25 protein-coding genes and 1 pseudogene are annotated in these 23,892 nt (G+C 61.0%); 16 read left to right on the top strand and 10 right to left on the bottom strand.

All coding sequences use genetic code 11. From position 1 onward, the window contains the following. Position 1 precedes the first annotated feature (1 nt). The gene (locus AACQ43_RS16625) at positions 2-1,165 is read left to right on the top strand and encodes a heme biosynthesis HemY N-terminal domain-containing protein (protein WP_168967933.1); all 1,164 of its coding nucleotides are present in this window, start codon (positions 2-4) and stop codon (positions 1,163-1,165) included. Positions 1,166-1,320: 155 nt separating this feature from the next. Here the strand turns inward: AACQ43_RS16625 and AACQ43_RS16620 are convergent, their stop codons facing one another. Together AACQ43_RS16620 and glpX are read right to left on the bottom strand one after the other, a co-directional pair. Beyond that, positions 1,321-1,572: a YkgJ family cysteine cluster protein gene (locus AACQ43_RS16620; RefSeq protein WP_011704438.1), complete on the bottom strand. Its 252-nt coding sequence runs from the start codon at positions 1,570-1,572 to the stop codon at positions 1,321-1,323. Between the two features lie 168 nt (positions 1,573-1,740). Further along, positions 1,741-2,751, bottom strand: a complete 1,011-nt coding sequence (gene glpX / locus AACQ43_RS16615; protein ID WP_016349240.1) for a class II fructose-bisphosphatase — start codon at positions 2,749-2,751, stop codon at positions 1,741-1,743. 219 nt (positions 2,752-2,970) lie between these two features. Between glpX and AACQ43_RS16610 the strand changes: the two genes are divergently transcribed. The 7 genes from AACQ43_RS16610 to AACQ43_RS16580 all read left to right on the top strand — a co-directional run bounded on the left by AACQ43_RS16610 (position 2,971) and on the right by AACQ43_RS16580 (position 10,497). Continuing rightward, the gene (locus AACQ43_RS16610; protein ID WP_168967932.1) at positions 2,971-4,035 is read left to right on the top strand and encodes a porin; all 1,065 of its coding nucleotides are present in this window, start codon (positions 2,971-2,973) and stop codon (positions 4,033-4,035) included. A 117-nt stretch (positions 4,036-4,152) separates the two neighbouring features. Beyond that, positions 4,153-5,064 carry an ABC transporter substrate-binding protein gene (locus AACQ43_RS16605; protein ID WP_146061963.1) on the top strand — a complete coding sequence of 304 codons (912 nt, stop codon included), beginning with the start codon at positions 4,153-4,155 and terminating at the stop codon, positions 5,062-5,064. Positions 5,065-5,292: 228 nt separating this feature from the next. Then, entirely contained in the window at positions 5,293-7,335 is a 2,043-nt protein-coding gene (locus tag AACQ43_RS16600) for a TonB-dependent receptor (protein WP_168967931.1), read from the top strand. A gap of 65 nt (positions 7,336-7,400) precedes the next feature. Next, the gene (locus AACQ43_RS16595) at positions 7,401-8,021 is read left to right on the top strand and encodes a PepSY-associated TM helix domain-containing protein (RefSeq protein ID WP_168967930.1); all 621 of its coding nucleotides are present in this window, start codon (positions 7,401-7,403) and stop codon (positions 8,019-8,021) included. Between the two features lie 176 nt (positions 8,022-8,197). Continuing rightward, positions 8,198-9,235 (top strand): acyltransferase, encoded by a 1,038-nt coding sequence (locus AACQ43_RS16590; RefSeq protein ID WP_168967929.1) that lies wholly within the window; start codon positions 8,198-8,200, stop codon positions 9,233-9,235. A 129-nt stretch (positions 9,236-9,364) separates the two neighbouring features. Next, positions 9,365-9,937 (top strand): hypothetical protein, encoded by a 573-nt coding sequence (locus AACQ43_RS16585; RefSeq protein ID WP_168967928.1) that lies wholly within the window; start codon positions 9,365-9,367, stop codon positions 9,935-9,937. A 125-nt stretch (positions 9,938-10,062) separates the two neighbouring features. Then, on the top strand, positions 10,063-10,497 hold the full coding sequence (locus tag AACQ43_RS16580; RefSeq protein WP_168967927.1) for an N-acetyltransferase: 435 nt from the start codon (positions 10,063-10,065) through the stop codon (positions 10,495-10,497). Here AACQ43_RS16580 and AACQ43_RS16575 read toward each other — a convergent pair. Further along, positions 10,494-10,859, bottom strand: a complete 366-nt coding sequence (locus tag AACQ43_RS16575; RefSeq protein WP_168967926.1) for a winged helix-turn-helix transcriptional regulator — start codon at positions 10,857-10,859, stop codon at positions 10,494-10,496. The two genes, AACQ43_RS16580 and AACQ43_RS16575, sit on opposite strands and share 4 nt — an antisense overlap. 121 nt (positions 10,860-10,980) lie before the next feature. Here AACQ43_RS16575 and AACQ43_RS16570 point away from each other — a divergent pair, with 121 nt between their 5' ends. Beyond that, the gene (locus tag AACQ43_RS16570; protein WP_168967925.1) at positions 10,981-11,286 is read left to right on the top strand and encodes a monooxygenase; all 306 of its coding nucleotides are present in this window, start codon (positions 10,981-10,983) and stop codon (positions 11,284-11,286) included. Here the strand turns inward: AACQ43_RS16570 and AACQ43_RS16565 are convergent. Continuing rightward, positions 11,267-11,809, bottom strand: a complete 543-nt coding sequence (locus AACQ43_RS16565) for a GNAT family N-acetyltransferase (protein ID WP_168968082.1) — start codon at positions 11,807-11,809, stop codon at positions 11,267-11,269. The genes AACQ43_RS16570 and AACQ43_RS16565 overlap by 20 nt on opposite strands. A gap of 5 nt (positions 11,810-11,814) precedes the next feature. Further along, on the bottom strand, positions 11,815-12,435 hold the full coding sequence (locus tag AACQ43_RS16560; RefSeq protein WP_168967924.1) for an outer membrane beta-barrel protein: 621 nt from the start codon (positions 12,433-12,435) through the stop codon (positions 11,815-11,817). A 214-nt stretch (positions 12,436-12,649) separates the two neighbouring features. On the opposite strand from AACQ43_RS16560, the gene AACQ43_RS16555 reads away from it, so the two are divergent. Next, positions 12,650-13,288 (top strand): exopolysaccharide biosynthesis protein, encoded by a 639-nt coding sequence (locus AACQ43_RS16555; RefSeq protein ID WP_016349228.1) that lies wholly within the window; start codon positions 12,650-12,652, stop codon positions 13,286-13,288. A gap of 63 nt (positions 13,289-13,351) precedes the next feature. On the opposite strand, the gene AACQ43_RS16550 is transcribed toward AACQ43_RS16555, so the two are convergent. Together AACQ43_RS16550 and AACQ43_RS16545 are read right to left on the bottom strand one after the other, a co-directional pair. Next, on the bottom strand, positions 13,352-14,626 hold the full coding sequence (locus AACQ43_RS16550) for an amino acid permease (RefSeq protein ID WP_045790796.1): 1,275 nt from the start codon (positions 14,624-14,626) through the stop codon (positions 13,352-13,354). A gap of 458 nt (positions 14,627-15,084) precedes the next feature. Then, entirely contained in the window at positions 15,085-15,990 is a 906-nt protein-coding gene (locus AACQ43_RS16545) for a GGDEF domain-containing protein (protein WP_168967923.1), read from the bottom strand. Between the two features lie 334 nt (positions 15,991-16,324). On the opposite strand from AACQ43_RS16545, the gene AACQ43_RS16540 reads away from it, so the two are divergent. From AACQ43_RS16540 to AACQ43_RS16530, 3 genes are all read left to right on the top strand, one after another. Beyond that, positions 16,325-16,642 carry a DUF6968 family protein gene (locus AACQ43_RS16540; protein ID WP_077095753.1) on the top strand — a complete coding sequence of 106 codons (318 nt, stop codon included), beginning with the start codon at positions 16,325-16,327 and terminating at the stop codon, positions 16,640-16,642. 111 nt (positions 16,643-16,753) lie between these two features. Then, the gene (locus tag AACQ43_RS16535) at positions 16,754-17,167 is read left to right on the top strand and encodes a GNAT family N-acetyltransferase (RefSeq protein ID WP_117405468.1); all 414 of its coding nucleotides are present in this window, start codon (positions 16,754-16,756) and stop codon (positions 17,165-17,167) included. Then, positions 17,164-17,685 (top strand): hypothetical protein, encoded by a 522-nt coding sequence (locus AACQ43_RS16530; RefSeq protein WP_168967922.1) that lies wholly within the window; start codon positions 17,164-17,166, stop codon positions 17,683-17,685. Before AACQ43_RS16535 ends, AACQ43_RS16530 begins: the two co-directional genes overlap by 4 nt. A 33-nt stretch (positions 17,686-17,718) precedes the next feature. Here AACQ43_RS16530 and AACQ43_RS16525 read toward each other — a convergent pair whose 3' ends face one another. Then, entirely contained in the window at positions 17,719-18,300 is a 582-nt protein-coding gene (locus tag AACQ43_RS16525) for a penicillin-binding protein activator LpoB (protein WP_168967921.1), read from the bottom strand. 277 nt (positions 18,301-18,577) lie between these two features. Here AACQ43_RS16525 and AACQ43_RS16520 point away from each other — a divergent pair. The 3 genes and pseudogenes from AACQ43_RS16520 (at position 18,578) to AACQ43_RS16510 (ending at position 21,275) form a co-directional block, all read left to right on the top strand. Next, positions 18,578-19,021 (top strand): annotated as a pseudogene (locus AACQ43_RS16520) (GNAT family N-acetyltransferase). Positions 19,022-19,286: 265 nt separating this feature from the next. Beyond that, entirely contained in the window at positions 19,287-20,369 is a 1,083-nt protein-coding gene (locus tag AACQ43_RS16515; protein ID WP_211162584.1) for a ParA family protein, read from the top strand. Positions 20,370-20,372: 3 nt separating this feature from the next. Beyond that, the gene (locus AACQ43_RS16510; protein WP_168967919.1) at positions 20,373-21,275 is read left to right on the top strand and encodes an SIR2 family protein; all 903 of its coding nucleotides are present in this window, start codon (positions 20,373-20,375) and stop codon (positions 21,273-21,275) included. A 553-nt stretch (positions 21,276-21,828) separates the two neighbouring features. Here AACQ43_RS16510 and thiH read toward each other — a convergent pair. After that, positions 21,829-23,055: a 2-iminoacetate synthase ThiH gene (gene thiH, locus AACQ43_RS16505; protein WP_168967918.1), complete on the bottom strand. Its 1,227-nt coding sequence runs from the start codon at positions 23,053-23,055 to the stop codon at positions 21,829-21,831. Between the two features lie 20 nt (positions 23,056-23,075). After that, the gene (locus AACQ43_RS16500; RefSeq protein WP_168967917.1) at positions 23,076-23,843 is read right to left on the bottom strand and encodes a thiazole synthase; all 768 of its coding nucleotides are present in this window, start codon (positions 23,841-23,843) and stop codon (positions 23,076-23,078) included. Between the last annotated feature and the right edge of the window lie 49 nt (positions 23,844-23,892).

The raw sequence follows: 23,892 nt of genomic DNA, 5'->3' as shown, positions 1-23,892 counted from the left end.
CATGATTCGTCTGATTGTACTGGTGGCCGCCATGGTGGCCGGCCTCATCTTCGGCCCGCAGGCCTCCGGCAACAAGGGCTATGTGCTGATCTCGCTGGGCAACTACACGGTTGAATCTTCGGTCACCAGCGCGGTGATCCTGGCGGTGCTGTTCTACGGTGCCCTGCTCATCGTCGAGTGGCTGCTGGGCCGGGTATTCGGCCTGCGCCGCAAGACGCTTGGCTGGTACGGCTCGCGCCGGCGCCGCAAGGCCAACCAGCAGACCGTGGCCGCCACCCTGGCCATGGCCGAAGGGCACTACAGCCAGGCCGAGAAGCTGATGCTCAAGGGCGCCAGCAACAGCGACACCCCGCTGCTCAACTACCTGAGTGCCGCCAAGGCGGCCCAGGCCCGTGGCGATGACGTGCGCCGGGACCAATACCTGCAAAAGGCGCAGGAGGAGAATCCCAAGGCCGAGCTGGCACTGACCCTGACCCAGACCCAGCTGCAGATCGAGCAGGGCCAGTACGACACCGCGCTGGCCATGCTGGAATCCGTCTACGCTCTCAACCCGCGCCACCCCATGGTGCTGGACCAGCTGCGCCAGGTGCACCTGGCCCGCGAGGACTGGGCTGCCCTCATCGACCTCATCCCGGTGCTGCACAAGGTGGGCAAGCTGACCCCCAAACAGGAAGAGGATCTGCTGCAGCAGGCCTGGCGTGGTCGCCTCGACGCCGCCAGCGGCGCCCTCGAGACCCTGCGCCCGATCTGGCAGGAGCTGCCGCGCAAGCTGCGCCAGGATCCGGATCTGCTGGCCGCCTATGGCGATAGCCTGCGCCAGCTGGGGGCCGACAACGAGGCCGCCGAGCTGTGGCTGGATGCGCTGCGCAAGCAGGTCTCGCCCCAGCTGCTGGCCCGTCTGCCCAAGCTCAAGCTCGACAGCTACCAGCCGATGCTGACCCTGCTGCAGAAGATCCAGGATCAACCTGGCGTCGACGCGGCGCTGGCCCAGGTCTACCTGCTAGCCGGTCAGCTGGACGACGCCCAGCGCCTGCTGGAGCAGGAGGTCGCGAAAGCGCCGAGCGCCGCCGTCTACCACGCCCTCGGTCAGGTGATGGACAAGCGCCGCCTCACCAACAAGGCCAACGAGTACTATCGCCAGGCATTGCAGCTGGCCGACGTCTGACGTCCGTTCGTCGCAAAATAAAAAGAGGCCGCAGTTGCGGCCTCTTTTTATTGGGATTGTTCCGAATGGCTGCTCCCCCTTCTCCCCTCGCGGGAGAAGGGTCGGGGATGAGGGGGAACCAGCTACCACCCTCTCCCCGTGGGAGAGGGTCAGACTCAGGATGTCATTCGCTCCAGTTCACCGATGAGCCAGATGGCCTCCTCCCGGTGATAGCCGCACACGTCCTGCATGGGACGAAAACCGCCGCACACCGCCGGCCGCTCGGGCTGGCCGAAGATCTTGCAGCCCAGCCGCGCATCGAGCTGCACGCAGGGCACGCCGGCCGGTTTGCCGTCGGGCATGCCGGGAATGGCACTGCTGATACTGGGGGCGATGCAGCAGGCACCGCAACCTTGACGACATTCCATGTAATGCTTTCCTCGGCAGGGCGAACCAGTGTAGCAAAGGGCGGGGATTTTCCTCACTGTTATACCGGCCCCGCCATGAAATAGTGTCCTTGCCAACAGACAACAAAAAGCCCGACAGTGTCGGGCTTTTCAGGCGGTACCATGGGGGTTGCCCCGCACGCATCCTGATTAGAGGATGATGTCGCGCACCACGCTGTCTTTGCGATCCAGGAAGTGGATCGACTTGATGCGGCGGATGGTCCGCGATTTGCCACGGATCAGCAGGGTCTCGGTGGTCGCCATGACGCCGTCACTGGTGATGCCGTCCAGCAGATCACCCTTGGTGATGCCGGTGGCCGAGAAGATGACGTTGTCATTCTTGGCCAGGTCTTCCAGCTTGAGCACCTTGCTCACGTCGATGCCAAGTGCCTCGCAGCGGGCAATTTCCTGCTCGCCCAGCGCACGCACTTCCGGGCTGTCGCCCTTGACCTGATGACGGGGCACCAGGCGGGCCTGCATGTCACCGTCCAGCGCACGGATCACCGCCGCCGAGATCACCCCTTCCGGCGCGCCGCCGATGCCATACAGCATGTCCACTTCGCTGTCCGGCAGACAGGTGAGGATGGAGGCAGCCACGTCGCCGTCGGGAATGGCGAACACCCGCACCCCCAGCCCCTGCATCTCCTTGATCGCCTTGTCGTGGCGCGGCTTGGCCAGAGTGATCACGGTCAGGCGGGAGAGCGGCTTGCCGAGCGCCTTGGCCACGGCCTTGAGGTTCAGCTCGAGGGCCTGATCGAGGTCGATGGCACCCTTGGCCTTGGGACCCACGATCAGTTTTTCCATGTACATGTCGGGGGCCTTGAGGAAGGAACCCTTGTCGCCGACGGCCAGCACGGCCAGGGCATTGGCCTGACCCATGGCGGTCATGCGGGTACCCTCGATGGGATCGACCGCGATGTCCACCGCGTCGCCCAGACCCGTACCCACCTTCTCGCCGATGTAGAGCATGGGGGCTTCGTCAATTTCACCCTCGCCGATCACAATCTCACCATCGATCTGGATCTGATTGAGGATATGGCGCATGGCCGCAACGGCCGCCCCATCGGCGATATTCTTGTCACCACGTCCGAGCCACTTGTAGCCAGCCAGTGCAGCCGCTTCCGTCACTCGGGAAAACTCGATTGCCAGTTCACGTCTCATCGCATATCCAACCTTTGGAGCTCGAAAACGGGCGGCATTCTACCACAAGGGCAAACCTTTGCGCGCAAAAGTGGCGGTTCGTCACACAAAACACGGCCCTTTCACCAATTTGACATCAAACCGCCACCGACACTTCACGAGAGTGTCACCCCGCTGTCATCCCCCCTGCCTAGCATGGCCCCGTCTTTTACAACAAAGCTTGCAACACAAGGGATTAAGATGAAAAAGCTGACTGTAGTGGCACTGGCTCTCACCGCGGCCTTCCAGGCTCACGCCGTTGAAGTTTACAAGAATGACACCACCACCCTGGATCTGTACGGCCGCATCTACGCCGGCCAGTTCTTCGGTGACAAGAAGGAAGGGGTCGACAGCACCCATCCGAACGGCACTCAGGAGTACAGCGACAAGCAGGGCGCCAATCAGTTCGTCCGCTTCGGCGCCAAGGTCGACAGCCAGATCAACAGCCAACTGAAGGCGCTGGCCCAGTACGAAGTGCAGATGTACATCAACGACAGCGAGAAGACCATCAGCGAGAACTCCGACAACCTGCGCACCCGTCTGGCGTTCGCCGGTGTTGGCGCCGACTGGGGCAACATCACCTTCGGTCGCCAGAAAGGGGCCCCGGGTTTCCTGGCTGACTGGACCGACGTGTCTCTCTCCGATGGTTACGGCAACGACGCGCTGGGCGCCAAGACCGACACTTTCGCCACCAACCGTGCCGGTTCCGTGCTGAAGTACTCCGGTCTGTTCAACGGCTTCCAGGTAGACACCAGCTACAAGTTCGACGGCGGTGACACCGAAGAGACCACCAGCAAGGACAGCGATGCCGCCTACGGCGCCGCCGTGGCCTACACCTTCCCGTTCAACTTGGCGCTGGGCACCGCCTACAACGTGGGGATCCGCGACAAGAACGGGGAAGAGGATGCCAAGCTGTGGCTGCTCTCCGCCAAGTACGACAACAAGGCCGTCTACGCCGCCCTGAGCTATGCGGACGGCACCGACTTCCTGGCCACCGGCAAGGATCACACCGGCTGGGAAGGGGCGCTGGGCTACAACTTCGAGAACGGCTTCGGCCTGATGGCGCTGTGGAACAAGCAGAAGGTAGAGCAGGACGGCAAGGCCGACTATGACTCCATCGACTACTACACCCTAGGCGCCCAGTACAAGTTCAACAAGAGCCTGCGCGTCATCGGCGAGTACCGCATCAACAACCTCGACAGCAAAGAGAGCGGCAAGCTCAACGTCAAGGATGACTTCCAGCTGGCGGCCCGCTACGACTTCTAAGTCGGGCCCCTCTGCACTGCGCGCGCCGGCTGATGCCGGCGCGCTCTTTTGCATCCGCGTCGGCGTGCCCTGCTCCCCATGATCTAGGCTCAACAGAACCACGACGAGGAGATCATCATGCCGCTACGCCTGCTCATCTGCTGCTGTCTGCTCTGCGCCCTGCCCGCCCAGGCGCTGACCATCGCCATGGTGCTGTGGCGCGGCGAGACCGATGCCGAGCGCGGCTTTCGCGACGAGCTGAACCGGCTCGGTCATCACCCCACCTTCGTCACCTTCAACGCCAATCAGGACAGAACCGTGCTGGCCACCCTGCTGCGCCAGCAACTGCTGCCCTCTCTCACCGACTACGACTACATCTACTGCTTCGGCACCACCGCCACGGCCATGGTCAAGAGCCTGGTGGGCAACCGCAAACCGTTGATTTTCAGCATAGTGTCCGACCCCGTCGGGGCCGGATTCCTGTCCGACGACAAGACGGAGAACCAGATGGTGGCCGGCACCAGCAACATGGTGCCGATGGCGCTGCAGCTCGCCAACGCCCGCCGCTATCTGCCCGCTGGCAAAGGGTTGCTGCTGCCGTTCAACCCGCGCGAACAGAACACCCTGCTGACCGGCGAGCTGCTGCTGCGCGAAGCCCATCGCTACCAGTGGGATCTCACTACTTGGCGCATCGCGCCGGACAAGCGGCGGCTGGCCAGCGAACTCAAGCGGCTGCAGCACGACGCCAAAGAGAGCATCGTGTTTCTCGCCGCCGACAGCTACCTGCTCTCCATCGCCCCCGAACTGCTGGCCGCCCTCAACGAGGCGGGCATCCCCACCATCTGCAGCGCCGAGCTCTATGTCGAGCACGGCTGCACAGTCGGCACCATCAGCAGCTATCGGGCCCTCGGCCAGATGGCGGCCAACATCATCCACCGCAACCTGCAGGGCACCCCGCTGCAGGATATCCCGCTGCAGACCGACCCGGCGCCGCGGCTGGTACTGGGCAAGCAGCTGGCCGAGATAGCCCCCTCCGCCACCGACCACTGAGCCCCCCATCCCCCTTTCTCCCTCCTCCCGTCACCTTGCCGACAGGGCGCCCTGCCGGCGGCGGCGAGCCATCCGATACCCAGTCCCATCGCCAAAACATGTTTCTATTGCACAGCTAATGAAAATCAATATCATTAGCATCCTCCCAGATGGGAGAAAACAAAATAATTACAAATAAATCAACAAGTTCAGACCATCAGGTCGCTTCTTCAAGAGTCAACACGCAACATGCACACACCTCACCACCCGCGCACTCTGCTGAGTGTCGCCCTGCTGGCCCTGAGCGCCGGCGCACACGCCGAAGACGAGACCATGACAGTGGTCGGCAAACGCAGCCAACATGAAGAGGTTGCCACCGCGACCCGCACCAACACCCCGGCCAAACTGGTGCCGCAGGCCATCGACAGCGTCAAGGCGAGCGAGCTGACCGCCTTCGGCCAGCCCACCCTGAGCGAGGCGTTGACCGGTATCCCCGGCGTCAACGCCAGCGGTGATACCCGCTTCGACGGGGTCAATATCCGCGGCTTCAGCGCCAGCAACGACTTCTATCTGGACGGTTTTCGCGACGACATGCAGTACACCCGCGACCTTGGCAACACCGAGCGGGTCGAAGTGCTCAAGGGGCCGGCGGCGGTGCTCTACGGCCGTGGCAGCACCGGCGGCATCGTCAACCGGGTCAGCAAGAAGCCGCAGAAGGGGCTGGAGTCCAGCGTCAGCGCCCAGGTCGGCAGCTTCGACAGCCGCCGGCTGGCCGCCGACCTGAACGGCGAAGCGGGTGAGCAGGTGCAGGTGCGCCTCAACCTGGCTCAGGAAGACAAAGACAGCTTTCGCAACGGCGTGACCAGCAAGCGCACCCTGCTGGCCCCCTCCGTCAACTGGGAGATCAACGACAAGCTGAACTGGCTGCTGCAGTACGAGCACAACGAGCACGACCGCACCCCGGATCGCGGCATCCCCGGCGTCAACGGCCGGCCGGCCGACGTGCCGAAGGAGTATGTCTACAGCGACACCCGCCGCGACTTCATCGACGACGTGGCCCAGTCCACCCGCTCCCGCCTTACCTGGGACATCAACGATCAGTGGCAACTGCGTCAGCAGCTGGGCTACACCAGCCTCGACAGCCAGTTCGACAACACCTATGTCACCAGCGTGAAGGGGGATCAGGTGACCCGCGCCCGCTGGCAGCAGGATCTCAAGGCCAACAGCCTGATCAGCAACACCGAGGCCGAAGGCCAGCTGCAGACCGGCCCCATCGAGCACCGTCTGCTGGTAGGCTTCGAGCAGAACTGGCAGGAGCGCACCCCCAAGCTCTACCAGAACGCCACCGCGATCCCGGCCGGCAACCTCTATGATCCGGGCTCCCTGCCCACCTACGATGGCGCCATGAAGCTCTCCAGCGACGCCAACCACAAGGTGCGTGGCTACGGCCTCTATGTGCAGGATCAGCTCAGCCTGGGTGACTGGCACCTGCTGGCAGGTCTGCGCCGCGACGACTTCACCGTCACCAGCCGCCGCAACGACCTCAACAAGGAGGAGACCGTCTCGGTCACCAGCCTGAGCCCGCGTCTGGGCCTGGTGTGGAACCCGATCGAGGAGCACGCCTTCTACGCCTCCTACAGCAAGACCTTCACCCCGGTGGGCGGCGAGCTTATCGGCATCACCCCGGGCGACAAAAACAACAACCTGGATCCCCAGCACACCCGGCTATACGAGGGCGGCGTGAAGAGCGACTGGCTGGATGGCCGGCTGGCGACCACCCTCTCCCTCTACCGGCTGGAGATGTACAACAAGCGCAGCAAGGATCCGCTGGATCCCACCAAGGTGATCCTCACCGGTCTGCAGCGCACCGAGGGGATCGAGCTGAGCGCCCGCGCCCAGCTGACCGACGAGCTCTACCTGCGCGGCGGCATCGCCATCCAGGATGCCGAGCAGGTCAAGGCGGACGCCGATCTGCAAGGCAAGCGGCCGATGAACGTCTCTCGCCAGAACGGCGAGCTGTTCGCCGGCTATCAGAGCGGCAAGCAGGGCTGGTTCGGCGAGACCGGGGTGACCGCGGTGGGCGATCGCTTCGCCGACAACGCCAACACCACCACCCTGCCCGGTTACGCCCGCTTCGACGCCCGTGCCGGCTACCGCTGGCAGCAGTGGGAAGCCCAGCTGAGCGTGGAGAACCTGACCGATCACGACTACTTCGTCAGCGCCACCAGCGCCTCCCAGATCATGCCGGGCACACCCCGTCAGCTGCATCTGAGCGCCGCCTACCGCTTCTGATCCCTCCCTTTTCCCGATCCCTCTGGCCAGCTTCCGCTGGCCAGATTTTTATGAAGCACCGAGCAATGAGACGCAGAAAACTCCCCCTGCACAACAACAAGTGGGTGCGCCGCATCCACGCCTGGGCCGGCTTTGCCACCCTCACCCTGATGCTACTCTACGGCCTCACCGGCCTCTGGCTGCAACACAGGGCCATACTGCCGCTGCCCGGCCCCCACACCGAGAAATCCAGCGAAGAGATAGTGCTGAGCGCACCGCTGAGCAGCCCGGATGAGCTGAAAAGCCTGCTGCAGCAACGCTATCCAGCAGGGTTCGAGGAGGGGCGCGTCCAGCTCACCCCGCCCCAGACCCTGCCCACCCCCGACGGCCCGCTCACCCTGCCGGCCCGCTGGGAGATGCGCGGCGTCACCCTCAGCCAGAGCGTGGCCGCCAGCTATGTGGCGGGCACCCTGCTGGTGCGCACCGAATTGCAGCAGGCCAACTTCGCCGCCAGCCTCAACCGGTTGCACCGCGGCATGGGCACCGGCCTGCCGTGGCAGCTGGTGGGGGATCTGGCGGCGCTGGCCATGCTGCTGCTGGCCCTCACCAGCCTGCTGATGTGGAACAAGCTGCACGGCCCGGCCGCGCGCGGCATCGCCCTGCTGCTGCTGGGCGCCCTGGTCACCGTGCTGGTGGCCCTGCTCTAGCGCGTTTACCGACGGCAAAACGGGATCTGTCTCTCGGCGGCGGTAACCTTGCCCGCACCTCGGGTAACAAAGGGTAACCGGCCGCCGATGGGGGTCACAGTTGCCGGCCAGGCGGCTGGATGAGGATCGCCTGCGGCTGCTAGGGTGCGCCCTCAACCCAAGCGGCAAGAGGCAGCATGCGCATCTCCAGCATCGAATGCGGACGGGTAGTGACCATCATGGCGGTGATGGCCATTCATCTCTCCCCCTTCAGCAACCCCTTCGACCCCACCCTGTGGGACGGCACCCTCTACTTCTGGCTCGGGGGCGTCATCAACCAGCTCTGCCGCTTCGCGGTGCCGCTGTTCTTCCTCTGCGCCGGCTACTTTCTGCAACCCGCTCTCGCCACAGGCCACCCCCTGACGGTAGCGCTGCGCTACTGCCGCCCGCTGCTGGGGCTCTGGCTGGCGTGGAGCCTGCTCTACGTGCTGATACCGTTCAACCCGCTCGCGGCGGTGAGCGAGGGCTACCTGCCGGCCATGGCAAGCCAGTGGCAGATGCAGCTGGGGGATCCGCTCAACACCTGGTGGGTGGGCGGCATGATCCACCTCTGGTTCCTACCCGCCCTGATGCTGGCGGTACTGATCCTGGCGCTCTGCCAGCTGGCCCGCCTGCCCCGGCTGGCCCTGCTGCTGGGCGTCCTGCTCTACGGGCTGGCCCTGCTCGGCGGCTCCTATGGCCCGCCGCTGCTGGGGGGTGAGTGGGCCCTGCTGACCCGCAACGGCCCCTTCTTCTCGCTGCTGTTCGTGGCCCTTGGCACCGAGCTGCGCTTGCGCGCCTGGCAGCCGGATGCCAGGCGCTGCGCCCTGCTGATGATGGCGGGGATGGGGCTCTACGCCCTGGAGGCCGCAGGGCTGCTGCACTTTGCCGATGTGCCCCTCAATCGCCACGACTTCCTGCTTGGCTCCCTGCCCTGGGCGCTGGGGCTGTTCGGCTTGCTGCTGGCCAACCCCAGCTGGGGCAAGGGCAGCTGGCTCGAGCGCCAGGCCCCCAAGGTGCTGGGCCTCTACTGTCTGCACATGATGCTGGTGGTGTGGCTGATGATCTTCGGCCCGCAGGGCAAACAGGTGTGGTGGGAGCTGCTGAAGGTACCGGCGCTGCTGGCGCTCTCCCTGCTCGGCTACCGGCTGCTGACGCTGGGTGCAGCCAGTCGCTGGCTGCTGCGGGCCCGCTGAGGGGCACAGAGGATGGGAGGGAACCCGATCCCTCCCCACTCAAGGCTGAATGGGGGGTTCAATTTTTATTCATCGCGGATAGATAAACTCCGGGACTCCTTAAACGCGACACCCAGGAGTCACGACCGTATGAAGTTGCTCACCAAGATGCTGTTCACCAAGCAATCCGGCCTTGTCCTCGTTCTGCTCGCCGCCAGCGGCTCCCTCAGCGCCACCCAAATCGCCAACAACAACATCACCGAAGCCGAGATCAAGGCCGCGCAGGATGCCTGGGGCAAGGCCCTGATCCAGATCAGCGATGACTACCGCAGCGGCGGCATCGACAAGGCCAGAGCCACCGCCACCGCCGTGCTCGACGGCGCCTACGGCTACCACCATGGCCCCGTGCTGTTCAAACCGACCCTGGCCGGCGGCGAACAGACCTTCCGCATCAATCAGGAAGGGGCGCTGGCCTACTTCGTCGGCAACAATCAGGCCTATCCCGCCGACACCGGCTTCGCCCTCAAGAACTGGCAGAGCTACAACTACGACAACGCCGCCGTCTACATCAACGGCGACATGGCCCTCACCATGGGCAAGGTGCACCTGACCGACCGGGACAACAAGCAGACCACGGTCGACAAGACCTGGGGCTTCAAGAAGGGGGACGACGGCAAGGTACGCATCGTGCTGCACCACTCCTCCCTCCCCTACGCCGGCTAACGGCAACAGGCGACCTGCGGGTCGCCTGTTTTGTTATGGAGGTACCACTTTGGCCACTCACCGGGTGACGACGGGGCCTGTGCTGTTACCATGCCTCCCTTGTGATGATTCCAGACGAGACACCCATGCAGATCCGCCCCTTCACCCCAGCCGACACCGAGGCCGTCCTCGCCATCTGGCTGGAGGCCTCCCTGCAGGCCCACCACTTCATCGAGCCCGCCTACTGGCACGCCAACCTGGCGCCGATGCGGGAGATCTATCTGCCCGCCGCCGACAGCCAGCTGCTCTGTCGGGGTGAGCAGGTGCTGGGCTTCTACTCCCTGCATGAGGGCTCCCTGGCCGCCCTCTTCGTGGCCACCGCGCAGCAGGGGCAAGGGCTGGGCAAGGCCCTGCTCGAGCACGCCAAACAGCAGTTGCCGACCCTGCGGCTGCAGGTCTACCAGCAGAACCGGACCGCGTGCGACTTCTATCGCGCGCAAGGATTTCAGGTGGCGGCCGACGCCATGGATCCCCACACCGGCTGCGCCGAGTGGGTGATGGTCTGGCCGGCGCAGGATTAACCGGGCTCGCCGAGATGGGAGTCGTCGCGGGTTGCCCCCGCTTCGCTCTGCGCCAGCAGATCGCCGTGGCTCAGCGCGAAGTCGTGCATCTGCTGAAGCAGGGGGAGCAGGGCGACGCCAAGCGGGCTCAGCCTGTACTCCACCCGGGGCGGCACGTCGGGGTAGAGGGTGCGGATGACGACGCCGTCGCTCTCCAGCTCCTTGAGCTGGGCGGTGAGCACCTTCTGGCTCACCTCGGGCAGGCTGCGGCGCAGGTCGCCAAAGCGCAGGGTCTGCGCGCGCAGATGAAACAGGATGGCCGGTTTCCATTTGCCGGCCAGCAGGCGCAGCACCCGATAGGCGGGACAGGGCAGTGAGGACAAGGGATGGCTCGCGAGTGGTTACTTTGCGGTAATTATGCCACGAAAATGTGCCTTCTTGCAGCCAAGATGCCGGCTTCCTATGATGCGGGCTCCGTCATTCAACGCCCACGAGAGGTGCACCATGCCCAGCCTGCTGCAGATCCATTTCAACTTCCCCGTCGAGCTGATGGGGCCGGCCCTCACCGCCGCGGCCATGCCGCTGGCCGAGTCCATCACCAAGGAGCCGGGTTTCATCTCCAAGATCTGGACCGAGAACCCACGCACCGGCGAGGCTGGCGGCATCTATCTGTTCGAGGATGAGGCGAGCGCCCTCGCCTACGCCACCATGCACGAGCAGCGGGTGCTCGCCATGGGCGCCAGCGCGGTGCAGTTCAAGCTGTTCGACGTCAACGAGCCGCTCAGCCGCCTCACTCGCGGTCTGCTGTGATCCTCTCAAGCGACAAGCGGTAGCAGGTAGCCTGCTGCCAGACAAAGCCCAGCCGCCGAAACAGCCGCTGGCTGGGCAGATTGTCCGGCTCGATATCCGCCACTAGCGTGGCAAGGCCGAGCTGGCGGGCATAGGCGATCAGGGCCGTCAGCGCCTCTGCCATCCATCCCTCTCCCCAGTGGCTGCGAGCCAGCATGCAGCCCACCTCTGCCTGACGCAGACCGGCCTCCCCCGCAAAGCTGTGCAGGCCGCAGGTGCCGATCAGGCGGCTGCTGTCGCGCGCCACCAGTCCCCACTCCAGCGACTTGCCGGCGGCCAGCAACCGCTCGACGCTCGCCAGCATCTGCGCCACAGTGGCGAGGGAGGGAAACGGCGGCTCGCCGACGAAACGCATGACCAGAGGATCCCCGTAAATGGCGAACAGATCGGCACTGTCTCCGGCATCCAATGCCCGCAGTAGCAGCCGCGGGGTCGACAGCGAGGGCAGTGCGCGAGGCAGGGGTGGCAAAGCGCCGCAGTGCAAGGGGCTCAAAACCGCAAGGTCAGGCCGATATTGGCCTGCCACTGGGTCACCAGCTCGCCGCGCACCTTGAACACGCACTGGTCCGGGTTACAGAGAAACTGGCTGTTGTCGTTGACCAGCGAGCCATAGCCGCGCACCTCGGCCCGCAGTGCCAGATGCTCGGTCAGGCGCGGCTGCACCCCGAGCGCCAGCGACATGGAGGGGGCCACCTCGCTGTCGTAGGCGGCAAAGCGGGTCGCGCCGATCCCGGCGCCGATGTAGGGGGCCATCAGGTTGTCCGACAGGGTGAGTGCCCCGGCGAAGTGGAGCGTATCCACCGTCAAGCGATCCGGCTGATCGGGGGAGAGGTGGGTGGACTGATGGCTGTAGAGCAGTTCTATCATGCCAGGGTCATCCACCTCCTTGCTGATGAACAGGCCCCAGCTGCCGGAACGCTCCCCCTGCAAGGATTCCAGCCGGGTGGAAACGGGCGTCGGTTTGGGCTCGTCATTGGCCTCGAAGTCGATGGCCGAGCTGTAGCCGAAGAACGGCGTCACCTGCCAGCCGAGGGCGGCCTCCTTCTCGGCGCTCCAGGCCTGCCCCAGCGGCAACAACAGACCCATCATCATGATCCCTGCTCGTTTCATCACGGCTCCTCCGTGCTCTGCATCAGTGCCCGTCAAGCATATCAGAGCCCCCTGGCCCCCATCCTAAACCCGACCTGTATCAAGTGGTTTTCATCGGGGGGATCACACTTCGCCGCCCCTGCCGTTATTCATCCCCGATTAACCTCTGCCACGTATGCTGGCGCGCAATCGGCTCATGGTGAGCCGGTTCAACTCACCAGAAGGACATCAGGGAATGGTTGCCGCGCAACTCAACGACCCCCAGAACAAGCTCTCCGATACCCTGCGGGCCACCGCCCACGCCATCGAGGAGAGCCATATCAGCCTGCGCCAGATGCTGGCCCTGGTCGGCGAGCAGGGCATGCTGCTGTTTTGCGTGCTGCTCACCGTGCCCTTCCTGCTGCCGGTCTCCATCCCCGGTGTCAGCACCCCGTTTGGCCTGCTGATCCTGTTCATCGGCATCGGCATCACCCTCAACCGGGTGCCCTGGCTGCCCGCCATCCTGATGGAGCGCCGCTTCGCCGCCGAGCAGCTCAAGCCGACCCTGCACAAGGGGGCGGATCTGCTGGCCCGCATCGATCGCTTCATCCGCCCGCGCCTGCTGCTGCTGACCGGCAGCAGTACCATCAACCGCTGCAACGGCCTGCTGATCATGCTGGCGGCCCTGCTGCTGATGCTGCCGCTCGGGGCCATCCCCTTCACCAACGCCATGCCGGCCTGGGCCATCCTGCTGCTGGCCATCGGCATGCTGCAGCGCGACGGCCTGTTCGTCGCCAGCGGCTACCTGCTGGTGAGCGCCACCCTGGTCTGGTTCAGCGCCCTGGCCATCGGCCTGCTGATGGCCGGCCAGAGCGTCTCCACCCTGCTCGGCTGACCACAACACCAAGAAAAAGGGCGACCCATGGGTCGCCCTTTTTGACTTGTGCGGGATCCGCCGTCACAGCAGATCGTAGATAAGGGCCGAGATGGCCAGCAGCCCGATCACCAGCACGAAGAGGGTACTCGCCCCGCGATAACGCTTGAGGGCGGGCAGACGATAGATGGAGCAGGCCGGCAGCAGGAACAGGATCACTGCGATGAGCGGCCCGCTCACCTTCTCGATGATCTCCAACACGTTCGGGTTGAGGTAGGTGATGATCCCGGTCACCACGAACAGAATGACCGACGAGACCCGTGCGATGGTCGCTTCACGCAGCGACAGCCCCAGCCCCCGACAGGCTCCGTTCACCATGCTCACCGTCCCCTCGCTCACCCCCATGGAGGTGCCGAGGAAGGATTTGGACATGGCCAGAATGGCGATGAGCGGCCCCACGTAGGCGATCAGCGGATTGGAGAACTTGTTCGCCAGCGCCGACAGCACGGAGATATTGTCGATGCGGGCCTGCGCCATCTCGGCCTGACTCAGGCTCATCACGCAGCTCACCACGAAGAACAGCACGCTGCCGCAAATCAGCAGGCTGCTGCACTTGATGATCCGTTTGGCACGCTGGTCGGCGCTCGCCTGACAACGCTTCTTCTGCGCCGCACTGAAGGAGGAGATGATGGGCGCGTGGCTGAAGGAGAACACCATCACCGGCACGATCAGCCAGAGGGATTTCCAGAACGCCGGGTCGCGCCAGTCCACCCCCTGACTCTCGCTGAAGTAGGAGAGGCTCCACTGGGGCAGCAGATAGATGGAGAGGCCGATGAGGAAGGCAACCATGGGCAGTGCCAGCACGCTGATGGCAGACACCACGATCTGCTTGCCTGCCAGCAGCACCAGATGCAGACCCAGCATCACCCCCAGCACCAGCAGGCCGCGCGGGATCTCGGCATTGCCCAGCTGGTGCACCACAAAGCTCTGGATCGCGTTGGTGATGGAGATGCTGTAGACCAGAATGATGGGGTAGAAGGCCATCAGGTAGACCAGCATCAGCAGTTTGCCCGCCCGCGCACCGAAGTGCTCCTCCACCACGTGGGTAATATCCCCTTCCCGGTGGGAGCTGGATAATACAAAACGACTCAATGCCCGATGGGAATAATAAGAAAGCGGAAATGCCATCAATAATATAAACAGCAAAATAACCGGTGAATTACTGCCAACGGTAATTGGGAGAAACAGTGTACCGGCACCGACCGCAGTGGCATATAAGCCCATGGTCCATACCGAATCACTTTTCTCCCATTTCAACTTTGATGCGGGATTACTCTTTTCAGCAATAGCAACACTCATTGCGATATACACCTTATTAATCTGTCATCTTTTATTTTATTGGCCCGTGTAATTAGGCTGGTGATATGCAGCGGCATATCGACCGGATCGTAGAAAAAACAAGCCCGCCTGCGATCAACATGATCACCAAGAGGAAACGGGGATGCCACGCTACCATCGTTGAAATCGCCATAAAGGTCAAGGTTAATAATTCATGACTGTTTGAATCGGATTGTTTCAAAAGGAAATAAGATGTGTCATTTCGGCCTCAAGATAATCAATTCAGCTCCGTCTGGTAACATAACGACAAAACCTCGGTGAGTTGTTCAACAACTTGAATAAGGCCAGAGAGTGGCCCGTTAATATTAACAGCATCAGTCCATAAATATCAGTTAATTATGCAATGAACTATGCCCGCTGCGCCTGATATATCGGCGCCGGGCTGGTCGCCATATATAAGAGGGTCGCCGGCCCCGGTTTTACCCCTGAGCGCCGGTTGCCACCGGGCAGTGGGCGACCCGGTTGCGCCCGGCCCGCTTGGCCCGATAGAGCCACTCGTCGGCGCGGGCCAGCGCCTGATTGATCTCCTCCCCCGGCTGCACCAAGGTGGTGCCCAGACTGACGGTAAAGGCCGCCGGATCTGCCGGCAATGCCGCTACGGCCGCCCGGATCCGCTCCGCCAGCGCCAGCAGATCCGGCTCGCTCATGCCGGGCAGCAGGATCAGAAACTCCTCGCCGCCGCTGCGCACGAACATATCGTCCGCCCGCAGCTGGGCAGCCACGCAAGCGCAGAAGCGCTGCAACGCCCGGTCGCCCTGCTGGTGGCCGAAACGATCATTGATCTGCTTGAAGTGGTCGATGTCCAGCATCACCAGTGCGCAGGGCGCCTCCCCCTCCCGCCGCAGCCGGCAGTGCTCGAAAAAATAGCGGCGGTTGTAGAGGCCGGTCAGCTGGTCGGTTTCGCTCTGCAGCTTGAGCCGCTGCTGCAGCTCGTACTGGCGGGTGATGTTGCGGGTCACCCAGGCCACCGCCCGCTTGCCGTCGTAGCGGGAGGGCAGCGGCGCAATCTTGCCCTCGAAGTGCTGCATCCCCTGCGGCCCGACCGAGGCGTCGATCCCCTCCACTTCCACCGCCGCCAGTTCATACTCCACCACCTGTACCTGGCCCGAATCCAGCGCCAGGGTCACCTGCTCCATCACCCAGCGGGTCATGGCGGCGGGCAGCACATCGGCCAGCCGCTTGCCCGCCAGTGGGTTGCCATCTTGGTAGGACTGCTGCTCCACCCCGCCGATGTATTCGATGTAGTGGCCATCCTCGCTCAGGATGAAGACGGGGTCGGGCAGCTGGGCCATCACTTCATATAGTTGCTTGACCGAAAGAGTCATGCGGTTTCCTTGGATCCGGGGGACGAGAGGCGCACACCGGGCTGGCGCCTGCCCCAATTATCGTGCCGGGAATGGCGCCGAGCCAGCGAGGGATCCCGCCATTCATGGATGCGCATCAAGCAATGCGGGAAAATAGCGCTTGCCCCGCCCCTCTTCGCTCAAAAGAGCAGCGGCGCTCGGATATTCACCCTGCCTCACAGACCGTCGCTGCACCCGTTGTCTGCGACGCCCGCATCCATTAGGCTGACCTTCCTGAGTCTGCCACTGACCGCCGGCTCACCGACCATCAGCCACCGGCCAGACAGGCGCCGGCCCCCGGAAAAGGATCGTCCAGATGAAGAGAGCCATAGTGAAAGCCCGCTTCGATGCCATCAGCATCGAGGGAGAACAGCTGACCGTGAAGATTGCCATTCGCGCCCCCGAGCCGGACCCCAAGTCCGCCGGTGGTGACTGGCGTTGCAAAGTGAGGCTGGACGGCCTTGGCAACAAGACCTTCATCTATGGCGTCGATGCCCTGCAGGCCCTCAGCCTCGCCCTCAAGTTCGTGGAGAGCGAGCTGCGCGCCTTCACCGATGCGGGCTGGCACTTCTACCTGCCTGGCTGCCCCGATCATCCGGTCGACATGGCCGCCTGCTACTTCCCGCAGCTGTGACGCAGGTTGCCCGCCCGGCAGGCTGATCGCCATTGAGGTCGGGCAACCACTTGACCACATCGAGTCTGAACGGTTATGGATAGAGGCCCTTTACCCGGCTTTGGAGAGACCATGCACCTGACCCCACCCCAACCCCCTGCCGAGCAGGATGTCGACGCGCTGCGCATCGGCCTGTCGGGTTACAACATCAGCCAGGCCGGCACCCACCTGCGCGAGCACATCGCCAGTTTTATCAAGGATGAAGCGGGCAAGGTGCATGGCGGCATCACCGCCGACCTCAAGTGGGGTTGGCTGCACGTGGACTGGCTCTGGATTGACGAGCGTATCCGCCAGGATGGCTGGGGCGGCCGCCTGCTCGCCACCATGGAGCAGTACGCCCGCAGCAAGGGCATCAGCAACTTTCATCTGGAAACCACCAGCTTCCAGGCGCTGCCCTTCTACCAGAAGCAGGGTTACCAGGTCTTTGGCGAGCTGCCGGACATGCCACCCGGGCATACCACCTATTTTCTGAAAAAGCAGGTATGAGACCGCTGTCGCCACTCACCACCGAGCGCAAGGGCAAGGGCAAGGCCAAACCCACGCACCTCAGCCCGGCCTTGGGTGCACTGTGTCTGTTGCTGACCACAAGCCAGAACGCCATGGCCCTGTCGTTGCACGATCTGGATCCGGCGTTTGCGCGTTGTGAGGCAAGCAAGGCCCGCCACAAACCCGCGTTGCCTCCCAAAGAGGATCGCTTCTGGTCGCTGGAAAGAGAGCAACAGGTGACGGTGCTTGTCTACCTGCATGAGAAGAGCATGGAACGCTGCACCGCCGCAGCGGTAGATGCGCTGGCGATCAAGGCGTTTCATCAGGCAGTCGCCGGAGACCGCGCCTTGCTAGATACCCTGATCAAGGCAAGATCCACGACGCTCACGCCGGCTCAGCAGGCACAGTTACAGCAAGTTGGACAGACAGAGCTGGACAGGCTGGCCAAGCTGACGGGCTTTGCGCACCCTTTCTCGCTGCTCGATTATCTCAACCTGCTGGCCCCGCTCAAAGCGTGAAGGGCTGACAAACCTGTCAGCCCTTCGGCATCCTCAGTGGCTGGCGGAGCGACTGCCGCTCCAGAGCAGCTCGCCGCTGCGCAGCTCCATCAGGGTCATCGACAGCCGATAGCGGCTCCCCTCGGCCACCAGATCCCCGTACAGCATGTAGCCGGCGCCGGTCTGGCGACCGAGCCGCACCAGGGAGGCCGGGTTCATCCTGCCCTGTTGATACTCCAGCTGGCCGGTGATGGCCGCCACCTGACCCGGGTCGACAAAGCGAAAACCGCTCTTGCTCTGGATGCGCTTGCTCATGGCCGCCGACATGGCGTGGGTGTCCACCGGCTCGCCGGTGCCGTTCTGGGGCGGGGTGAGCAGCAGCACCGGCTGGCCGGTTTGCGCCAGCTCCCGCACCTCGGGGGCCAGCACAAAGGCATCGGCCATGGCCAGCGCCAGCCCGGTCGGTGCCACCGGTTTGGGCAGCGGCGCCCCGGTATCCGGCTTGGTCACCGGCTTGTCCGGCTGGCTCACTGGCTGGTCCGGTTCACTGACAGGAGCCTGAGTGCCACCGTAGGGATTGACCGCACAACCGCCCAGCAGCAGGGCCCCCACCATCAACAAGGAACGCAGCTTCATCTTTTCTCTCCGCCAAAAGTCCGTAAACGGGCATCAACCACCACCCGCATGGCGGAGCCCCTGCCCCGCATCCTCCTTATGCTAGAGACAAACCCCGGCGGGGTCGATGCGCCCACCACCACCGGACGACAGAGACTGGCGAAGCAGAGGGCACAAAAGGGTAGCAAGGCTCCACCCGATTCCGTTAGGGTTCTACCGGTAAAGCATTAACAGTAACGCAGCCGAAAGACCGACTGCGCAATCCGACGGACATCATCCCCCTAATGCAGGAAGCACTATGCAACTCACCCCACCCCAACCGCCTCAGGACGATGAGATAGAAGCGCTGCGAATTGGTCTCTCGGGCTACAACAAGGATCACGCCGGCACCCATCTGCACGAGCGGATCGCCAGCTTTATCAAGGATGAAGAGGGCAAGGTACACGGCGGCATCATCGCCGACATCAAGTGGGGCTGGCTGCACGTCGACTGGCTCTGGATCGACGAAAGCATCCGCCGCGACGGCTGAGGTGGCCGCTTGCTCGGCGCCATGGAGCAGTACGCCCAAAGCAAGGGCATCAGAAACTACCATCTGGAAACCACCAGTTTTCAGGCCCTCCCCTTCTACCAGAAGCAGGGTTACGAGGTCTTTGGCCAGCTGCCCGATATGCCGCCGGGGCATATCAGTTACTTCCTGAAAAGCAGATTTTTTAGCGCTTTATTAAAATTGCTTTTTATGTAATCACTAATATGGACGATATGATTTCAATATAAATAAAACATATCCTGCCATTCAATTTTTATAAAATGCCCATCCTAAAAATTATTATTAGGACCTATTTCACATCATAATTCCAACAGCAACATCCATACCGAATAAATCTCACCATTAAGAAGTTTTATTTTTTAATTAGCAATGTGACATTGGTTCAAAAATGCGCTGGAACTAACCTAATAAGATAAGATAGAATAGTCGAAATACACAACAAGTGAAAAGGACTATGACTGTGTCAAGAACGAGAAGCAACCTAGAGTTCAAGGCAAAACTGGAAGATCAGCCTTTTATAGAAAAAATAAAGAATAGCCCCCCTGTATCCGTTTGCTTTTTTAATAACAAAGGTGGTGTTGGGAAAACCACCCTATTAGCTAACTTGGCAGCAAATTTAGCTAAAAACTTTGATTTGAAAATACTTGTTGTAGATGCTGACCCACAATGCAATCTGACACAATATGTTCTCTCTGACGATCAATTCTTCTCCACTTATGATGATGACACAAGAGACGACATATCGACAATCTATAGTGTTATACACCCTCTATCTATCGGAAAAGGTTATCTAAAAGACCTTCCTATTATCAAGTCAGAGAACTTTGGAATTGACATTATAATAGGTGATCCAAGGCTTGCTTTGAAAGAGGACTTATTGGCTCAGGATTGGAGAGATGCCAAAGCCGGTGGTATTAGAGGCATTAGAACAACCCTAGTTTTTTCTGATCTAATCGCTAAAGCAGATGGATACGACTTAATTTTCTTTGACATGGGTCCATCCCTAGGTGCAATTAACCGTTCAATACTTCTCACCACAGATGGTTTTGTTGTTCCGATGAGCATTGATATTTTTTCTTCATGGGCATTAAAAAACATTGGGTCAGCTATAGAACAATGGAAGAGGGAGTTTAAGAATGGTTTATCTATGGCTGAGTCGCCATCAGAAATACCAATGAATATTGATGACATGGATAAAGCTATTAAGTTTTTTGGCTATGTGATGCAACAGCATAAAGAGATGTCACAAGAAGGCAGCCCAAAAACAGTTGCAGCATATGAAAAAATTAAAGTCACATTACCTTTAAATATAAATAAATACCTTAAAGGTTATTATTTGACGGACAATTTCGAACCCAATATAGGTGAAATAAGACACTTAGCAAGTCTCGCACCGAAAAGCCAAACAGATCATATGCCGATGATCAGTATTGTTGCGACAGGTTCATATACAACCCTGCGAAAAAAAGCTCGAGTGATATATCTTGGTTTATCACAAAAATTCATTAGAAATATTGCCTCATATATTGATGTCAGAGGCTAAAGCATGTCTGATTATCAATTTAATGCTGATTTAATATATGATTTTGCAATAAAGAAAGTTGCAATATTTGTTGGCTCAGGTGTATCAGCTAGCGCTAAACCTATTGATGGTAAAAAGATAAGAACATGGGAAACATTTCTATCTGATATCGCAAACGACTATCTTTCGCCTGATATTAGAGAAATTGTGAACGGGCTTATTAGAAAGTCTGATTACCTTTTAGCGTGTGAAATAACAAAAAATTCGATTGGAAGTGACGAGTGGTCTAAAATAATAAATGCTGAATACTCAAAGGCTGCCGACATTTCCGACTTGCAAACAGAGATATTGAAAATAGATCAGCGAATATTAGTGACAACCAATTTCGACCGATTGCTGGAGGAAAACCGAAGAATTTTATTTCCACTAGAAGACCGCTACCCCACTGTTTTAAAAGGCATTGATGCAAAAGCTTTTAAGATATTTCGTGACAACAACATATATATAATAAAGATGCATGGAAGCATTGATGATGAGGATAGTTTGATTTTCACGAAATCTGACTATATTAAAAGGGCATATGGAAGCGCATTATACAGAGCCTTCTTTGAAAATTTGATTGTCAATTATACACTTCTTTTTGTTGGGTTTTCTATGGATGACCCAGTCATCTCAATGATTGTTGATGACTGTGCATTTAAATATTCAACTTTACGCCCACATTATATATTCATGCCAGCACCGATTTCTGAACAAATAAAAGTATCTTATAGAGACCTGAAGAAGTTACACATCTATGAATATTCATCTAACAATAATCATGCAGAGCTTCCGATTATGCTAAAACATCTTCGAATGCAAGTCGAAGACAAGAGACGTGAAATCCTTGCTGAAATGAAGCTAAATATTGATGCAAGAGATGCTTGATAACACAACGTAGGGTGCAATGAACGAAGTGAATTGCACCTCTCATCACAATAGCGGTGCAATGCGCTCCGCTTATTGCACCCTACGACTACTCCCTGAGGTTATGGCGGGCACGGTTTTGGTTCCCCCTCCAATCCGCCGAGGGGAAGCGGCAAGGTTAGGAACGCCATCAGGGATGATGGCGCAGACGCAGCTGGCACAGGGATGTGCCGTCTGCGGCGGTCCGTCCGACCTTGCACCTGACCCGAGGGCAACCGCGTAGCGGCCGGGTTGGCGGGGGAAAAGACCTTTGGTGACTTTGGGTCTTTCCAAAGTCACTCGCCCCGGCCCGAAGGGCGGGCGAAACCCCTTCGAGGCCAGCGGCCTCGCATCCAGCACGGCAAAGCCGTGCCACCACACAACGGCCCCTGCCGCCAACGCCATACCTCGGAACGGACGATTACGCCTGACTGCTAATCGACCCTACGATTGCACGGCGAAGCCGTGCCTGCTCGCCACAGGCACGGAGTCTGGCTGGACGCCGGAATGCCGCCGGCAAAGGGCGTGGCCGCCCCTATCGGCCCAGGAAGGGTTCCCAGTCCTTAAACACCGGCTGCAACCCCGCCTGCCGCACGGCGGCGGCCACTTCCCCCACCGGGCGGTCGTCGTGGATGGCGAACTGCTCCAGCTCCTCGGCATCCCCTTCGGCATAGCCCCCCGGCTGGGTGCGCGACTCGGCCGACATCTGGGTGATGCCAAGGCGCACTGCGCCGTTGCGAAAGGTGGCCGACTCGCGGGTGGAGAGGGACAACTCCAGGGTGGGCGAGAAGAGGCGCCAGGCGCAGATAAGCTGGGCCAGCTGGCGATCCGACATGACCACGGCAGGTTCCAGTCCGCCGGTGCAGGGGCGCAGGCGCGGGAAGGAGAGCGAATAGCGGCTCTGCCAGTGATGGCGCTCAAGCCAGGCGAGGTGTTCGGCAACAAAGTAGCTGTCGGCACGCCAGTCCGCAGATAGACCGATCAGCGCCCCCAGCCCGATTTTGTCGATACCGGCGCGGCCGAGCCGATCCGGGGTGGCGAGGCGCCATGCGATGTCCCGCTTGTTGCCGCGCAGGTGGTGGCGGGCGTAGGTGGGGGCGTGGTAGGTCTCCTGATAGACCATGACGGCATCGAGGCCGAGGCTTTTCAGCTCGGCATATTCGGCCTGCGAGAGGGGCTGCACCTCCATCCCCACCGTGCTGAAGTGGCGGCGGATGATGGGCATCACCTCGCGAAAATAGGCGAGCCCCACCTTGTGCTCGTGCTCGCCGGTCACCAGCAGCACGCTGTCAAAGCCGCGCGCCTTGATGGCCAGACACTCGCGCTCAATCTCATCGCTATTCAAGGTCTTGCGCTTGAGGCGGTTGCTCATGGAGAAGCCACAGTAGGTGCAGTCGTTGGCGCACAGGTTCGACAGATAGAGCGGCACATAGAAGCCGATGGTGTTGCCAAAGCGCTGGCGAGTCAGCCGCTCGGCCTCGGCCGCCATCTGCGGCAGGTACGCTTCGGCGGCTGGGGAGATCAGCGCCATAAAATCGGCCAAGGTACGGCGGGGGGCGCTCAGGGCGCGGGCCACATCGGCGGCAGTTTTGGCGCGGATCTGCATGCCGATATCGTCCCACTCAAGCTCCTGCCAGCGGTCGAGAAAGGAGGGGGCGATCTTTGATCCTATTTCCCCCTGAGCCCTCACCCCCAGCCCCTCTCCCAGAGGGAGAGGGGGGCAATCCTCTGGCTGTGCTTGGGGCAAAGGGGAAGTATTCATGGCCGCCCCTGTTTCATGACTCATAACTCCCCCAGAAAATCGGTGAGCGGGCTGGAGGCTTGTGCCTGCAGGGCGCGGGCGCCAAGGCCTGCCTCATAGGCGCTGCGCCCTGCAGTGCAGGCCAGCGCAAAGGCGCGGCCCATGGCAACCGGGTCACCGCTCACCGCGATGGCTGTGTTGACCAGCACGGCATCGGCCCCCAGTTCAAAGGCGGCGGCGGCGTGGCTCGGCGCACCTATGCCCGCATCCACCACCACAGGCACATTTGCCTGCTCGACGATGATGGAGAGAAACTCCCGGGTCACCAGCCCCTGATTGGAGCCGATGGGCGCGCCGAGCGGCATCACGGCGGCGCAGCCCACCTCTTCCAGCCGTTTGCAGAGCACGGGGTCGGCCCCGCAGTAGGGCAGCACCACAAAGCCCTCTTTCACCAGCTGCTCGGCGGCTTTCAGCGTCTCGATGGGATCGGGCAGCAGATAGCGTGGATCGGGGTGGATCTCCAGCTTCAGCCAGTTCGTCCCCAGCGCCTCGCGGGCGAGATGGGCGGCAAACACCGCCTCGGCGGCGGTCTTGGCGCCTGAGGTGTTGGGCAGCAGCTTGACCCCGAGTTGCAGCAAGGGGCTCAGGATATCGTCGTGGGCCTTGCCCGGTTCAAGCCGCTTGATGGCCATGGTGACCAGTTGGGAACCACTCGCCTCGATGGCGGCGGCCATCAGATCCGGGCGGGCAAACTTGCCGGTGCCGGTAAAGAGGCGCGAAGAGAAGGTGTGATCGGCAATTTTGAGCATGTCAGCCTCCGGCCACAGCAGTAATAAGAAGATATGAGGCCCCGCCGCA

The organism is Aeromonas sp. DNRA1 (assembly GCF_963888745.1).
Lineage (GTDB): Bacteria > Pseudomonadota > Gammaproteobacteria > Enterobacterales > Aeromonadaceae > Aeromonas > Aeromonas hydrophila.
The sequence above is the reverse complement of the archived record's forward strand: the minus strand, read 5'-3'. Positions and strand labels throughout refer to the sequence as shown.

Bases quoted from the DNA above. Each gene is read 5' to 3' on its own strand.
- AACQ43_RS16610 (WP_168967932.1), top strand. From the start codon at position 2,971: ATGAAAAAGCTGACTGTAGTGGCACTGGCTCTCACCGCGGCCTTCCAG.
- AACQ43_RS16525 (WP_168967921.1), bottom strand. From the start codon at position 18,300: ATGAAGCTGCGTTCCTTGTTGATGGTGGGGGCCCTGCTGCTGGGCGGT.
- AACQ43_RS16550 (WP_045790796.1), bottom strand. From the start codon at position 14,626: ATGAGTGTTGCTATTGCTGAAAAGAGTAATCCCGCATCAAAGTTGAAA.
- AACQ43_RS16545 (WP_168967923.1), bottom strand. From the start codon at position 15,990: ATGACTCTTTCGGTCAAGCAACTATATGAAGTGATGGCCCAGCTGCCC.
- AACQ43_RS16555 (WP_016349228.1), top strand. From the start codon at position 12,650: ATGGTTGCCGCGCAACTCAACGACCCCCAGAACAAGCTCTCCGATACC.
- AACQ43_RS16530 (WP_168967922.1), top strand. From the start codon at position 17,164: ATGAGACCGCTGTCGCCACTCACCACCGAGCGCAAGGGCAAGGGCAAG.
- AACQ43_RS16600 (WP_168967931.1), top strand. From the start codon at position 5,293: ATGCACACACCTCACCACCCGCGCACTCTGCTGAGTGTCGCCCTGCTG.
- AACQ43_RS16560 (WP_168967924.1), bottom strand. From the start codon at position 12,435: ATGAAACGAGCAGGGATCATGATGATGGGTCTGTTGTTGCCGCTGGGG.
- AACQ43_RS16540 (WP_077095753.1), top strand. From the start codon at position 16,325: ATGAAGAGAGCCATAGTGAAAGCCCGCTTCGATGCCATCAGCATCGAG.
- AACQ43_RS16590 (WP_168967929.1), top strand. From the start codon at position 8,198: ATGCGCATCTCCAGCATCGAATGCGGACGGGTAGTGACCATCATGGCG.
- AACQ43_RS16625 (WP_168967933.1), top strand. From the start codon at position 2: ATGATTCGTCTGATTGTACTGGTGGCCGCCATGGTGGCCGGCCTCATC.
- AACQ43_RS16510 (WP_168967919.1), top strand. From the start codon at position 20,373: ATGTCTGATTATCAATTTAATGCTGATTTAATATATGATTTTGCAATA.
- AACQ43_RS16585 (WP_168967928.1), top strand. From the start codon at position 9,365: ATGAAGTTGCTCACCAAGATGCTGTTCACCAAGCAATCCGGCCTTGTC.
- glpX (WP_016349240.1), bottom strand. From the start codon at position 2,751: ATGAGACGTGAACTGGCAATCGAGTTTTCCCGAGTGACGGAAGCGGCT.
- AACQ43_RS16580 (WP_168967927.1), top strand. From the start codon at position 10,063: ATGCAGATCCGCCCCTTCACCCCAGCCGACACCGAGGCCGTCCTCGCC.
- AACQ43_RS16570 (WP_168967925.1), top strand. From the start codon at position 10,981: ATGCCCAGCCTGCTGCAGATCCATTTCAACTTCCCCGTCGAGCTGATG.
- thiH (WP_168967918.1), bottom strand. From the start codon at position 23,055: ATGAATACTTCCCCTTTGCCCCAAGCACAGCCAGAGGATTGCCCCCCT.
- AACQ43_RS16620 (WP_011704438.1), bottom strand. From the start codon at position 1,572: ATGGAATGTCGTCAAGGTTGCGGTGCCTGCTGCATCGCCCCCAGTATC.
- AACQ43_RS16605 (WP_146061963.1), top strand. From the start codon at position 4,153: ATGCCGCTACGCCTGCTCATCTGCTGCTGTCTGCTCTGCGCCCTGCCC.
- AACQ43_RS16500 (WP_168967917.1), bottom strand. From the start codon at position 23,843: ATGCTCAAAATTGCCGATCACACCTTCTCTTCGCGCCTCTTTACCGGC.
- AACQ43_RS16535 (WP_117405468.1), top strand. From the start codon at position 16,754: ATGCACCTGACCCCACCCCAACCCCCTGCCGAGCAGGATGTCGACGCG.
- AACQ43_RS16595 (WP_168967930.1), top strand. From the start codon at position 7,401: ATGAGACGCAGAAAACTCCCCCTGCACAACAACAAGTGGGTGCGCCGC.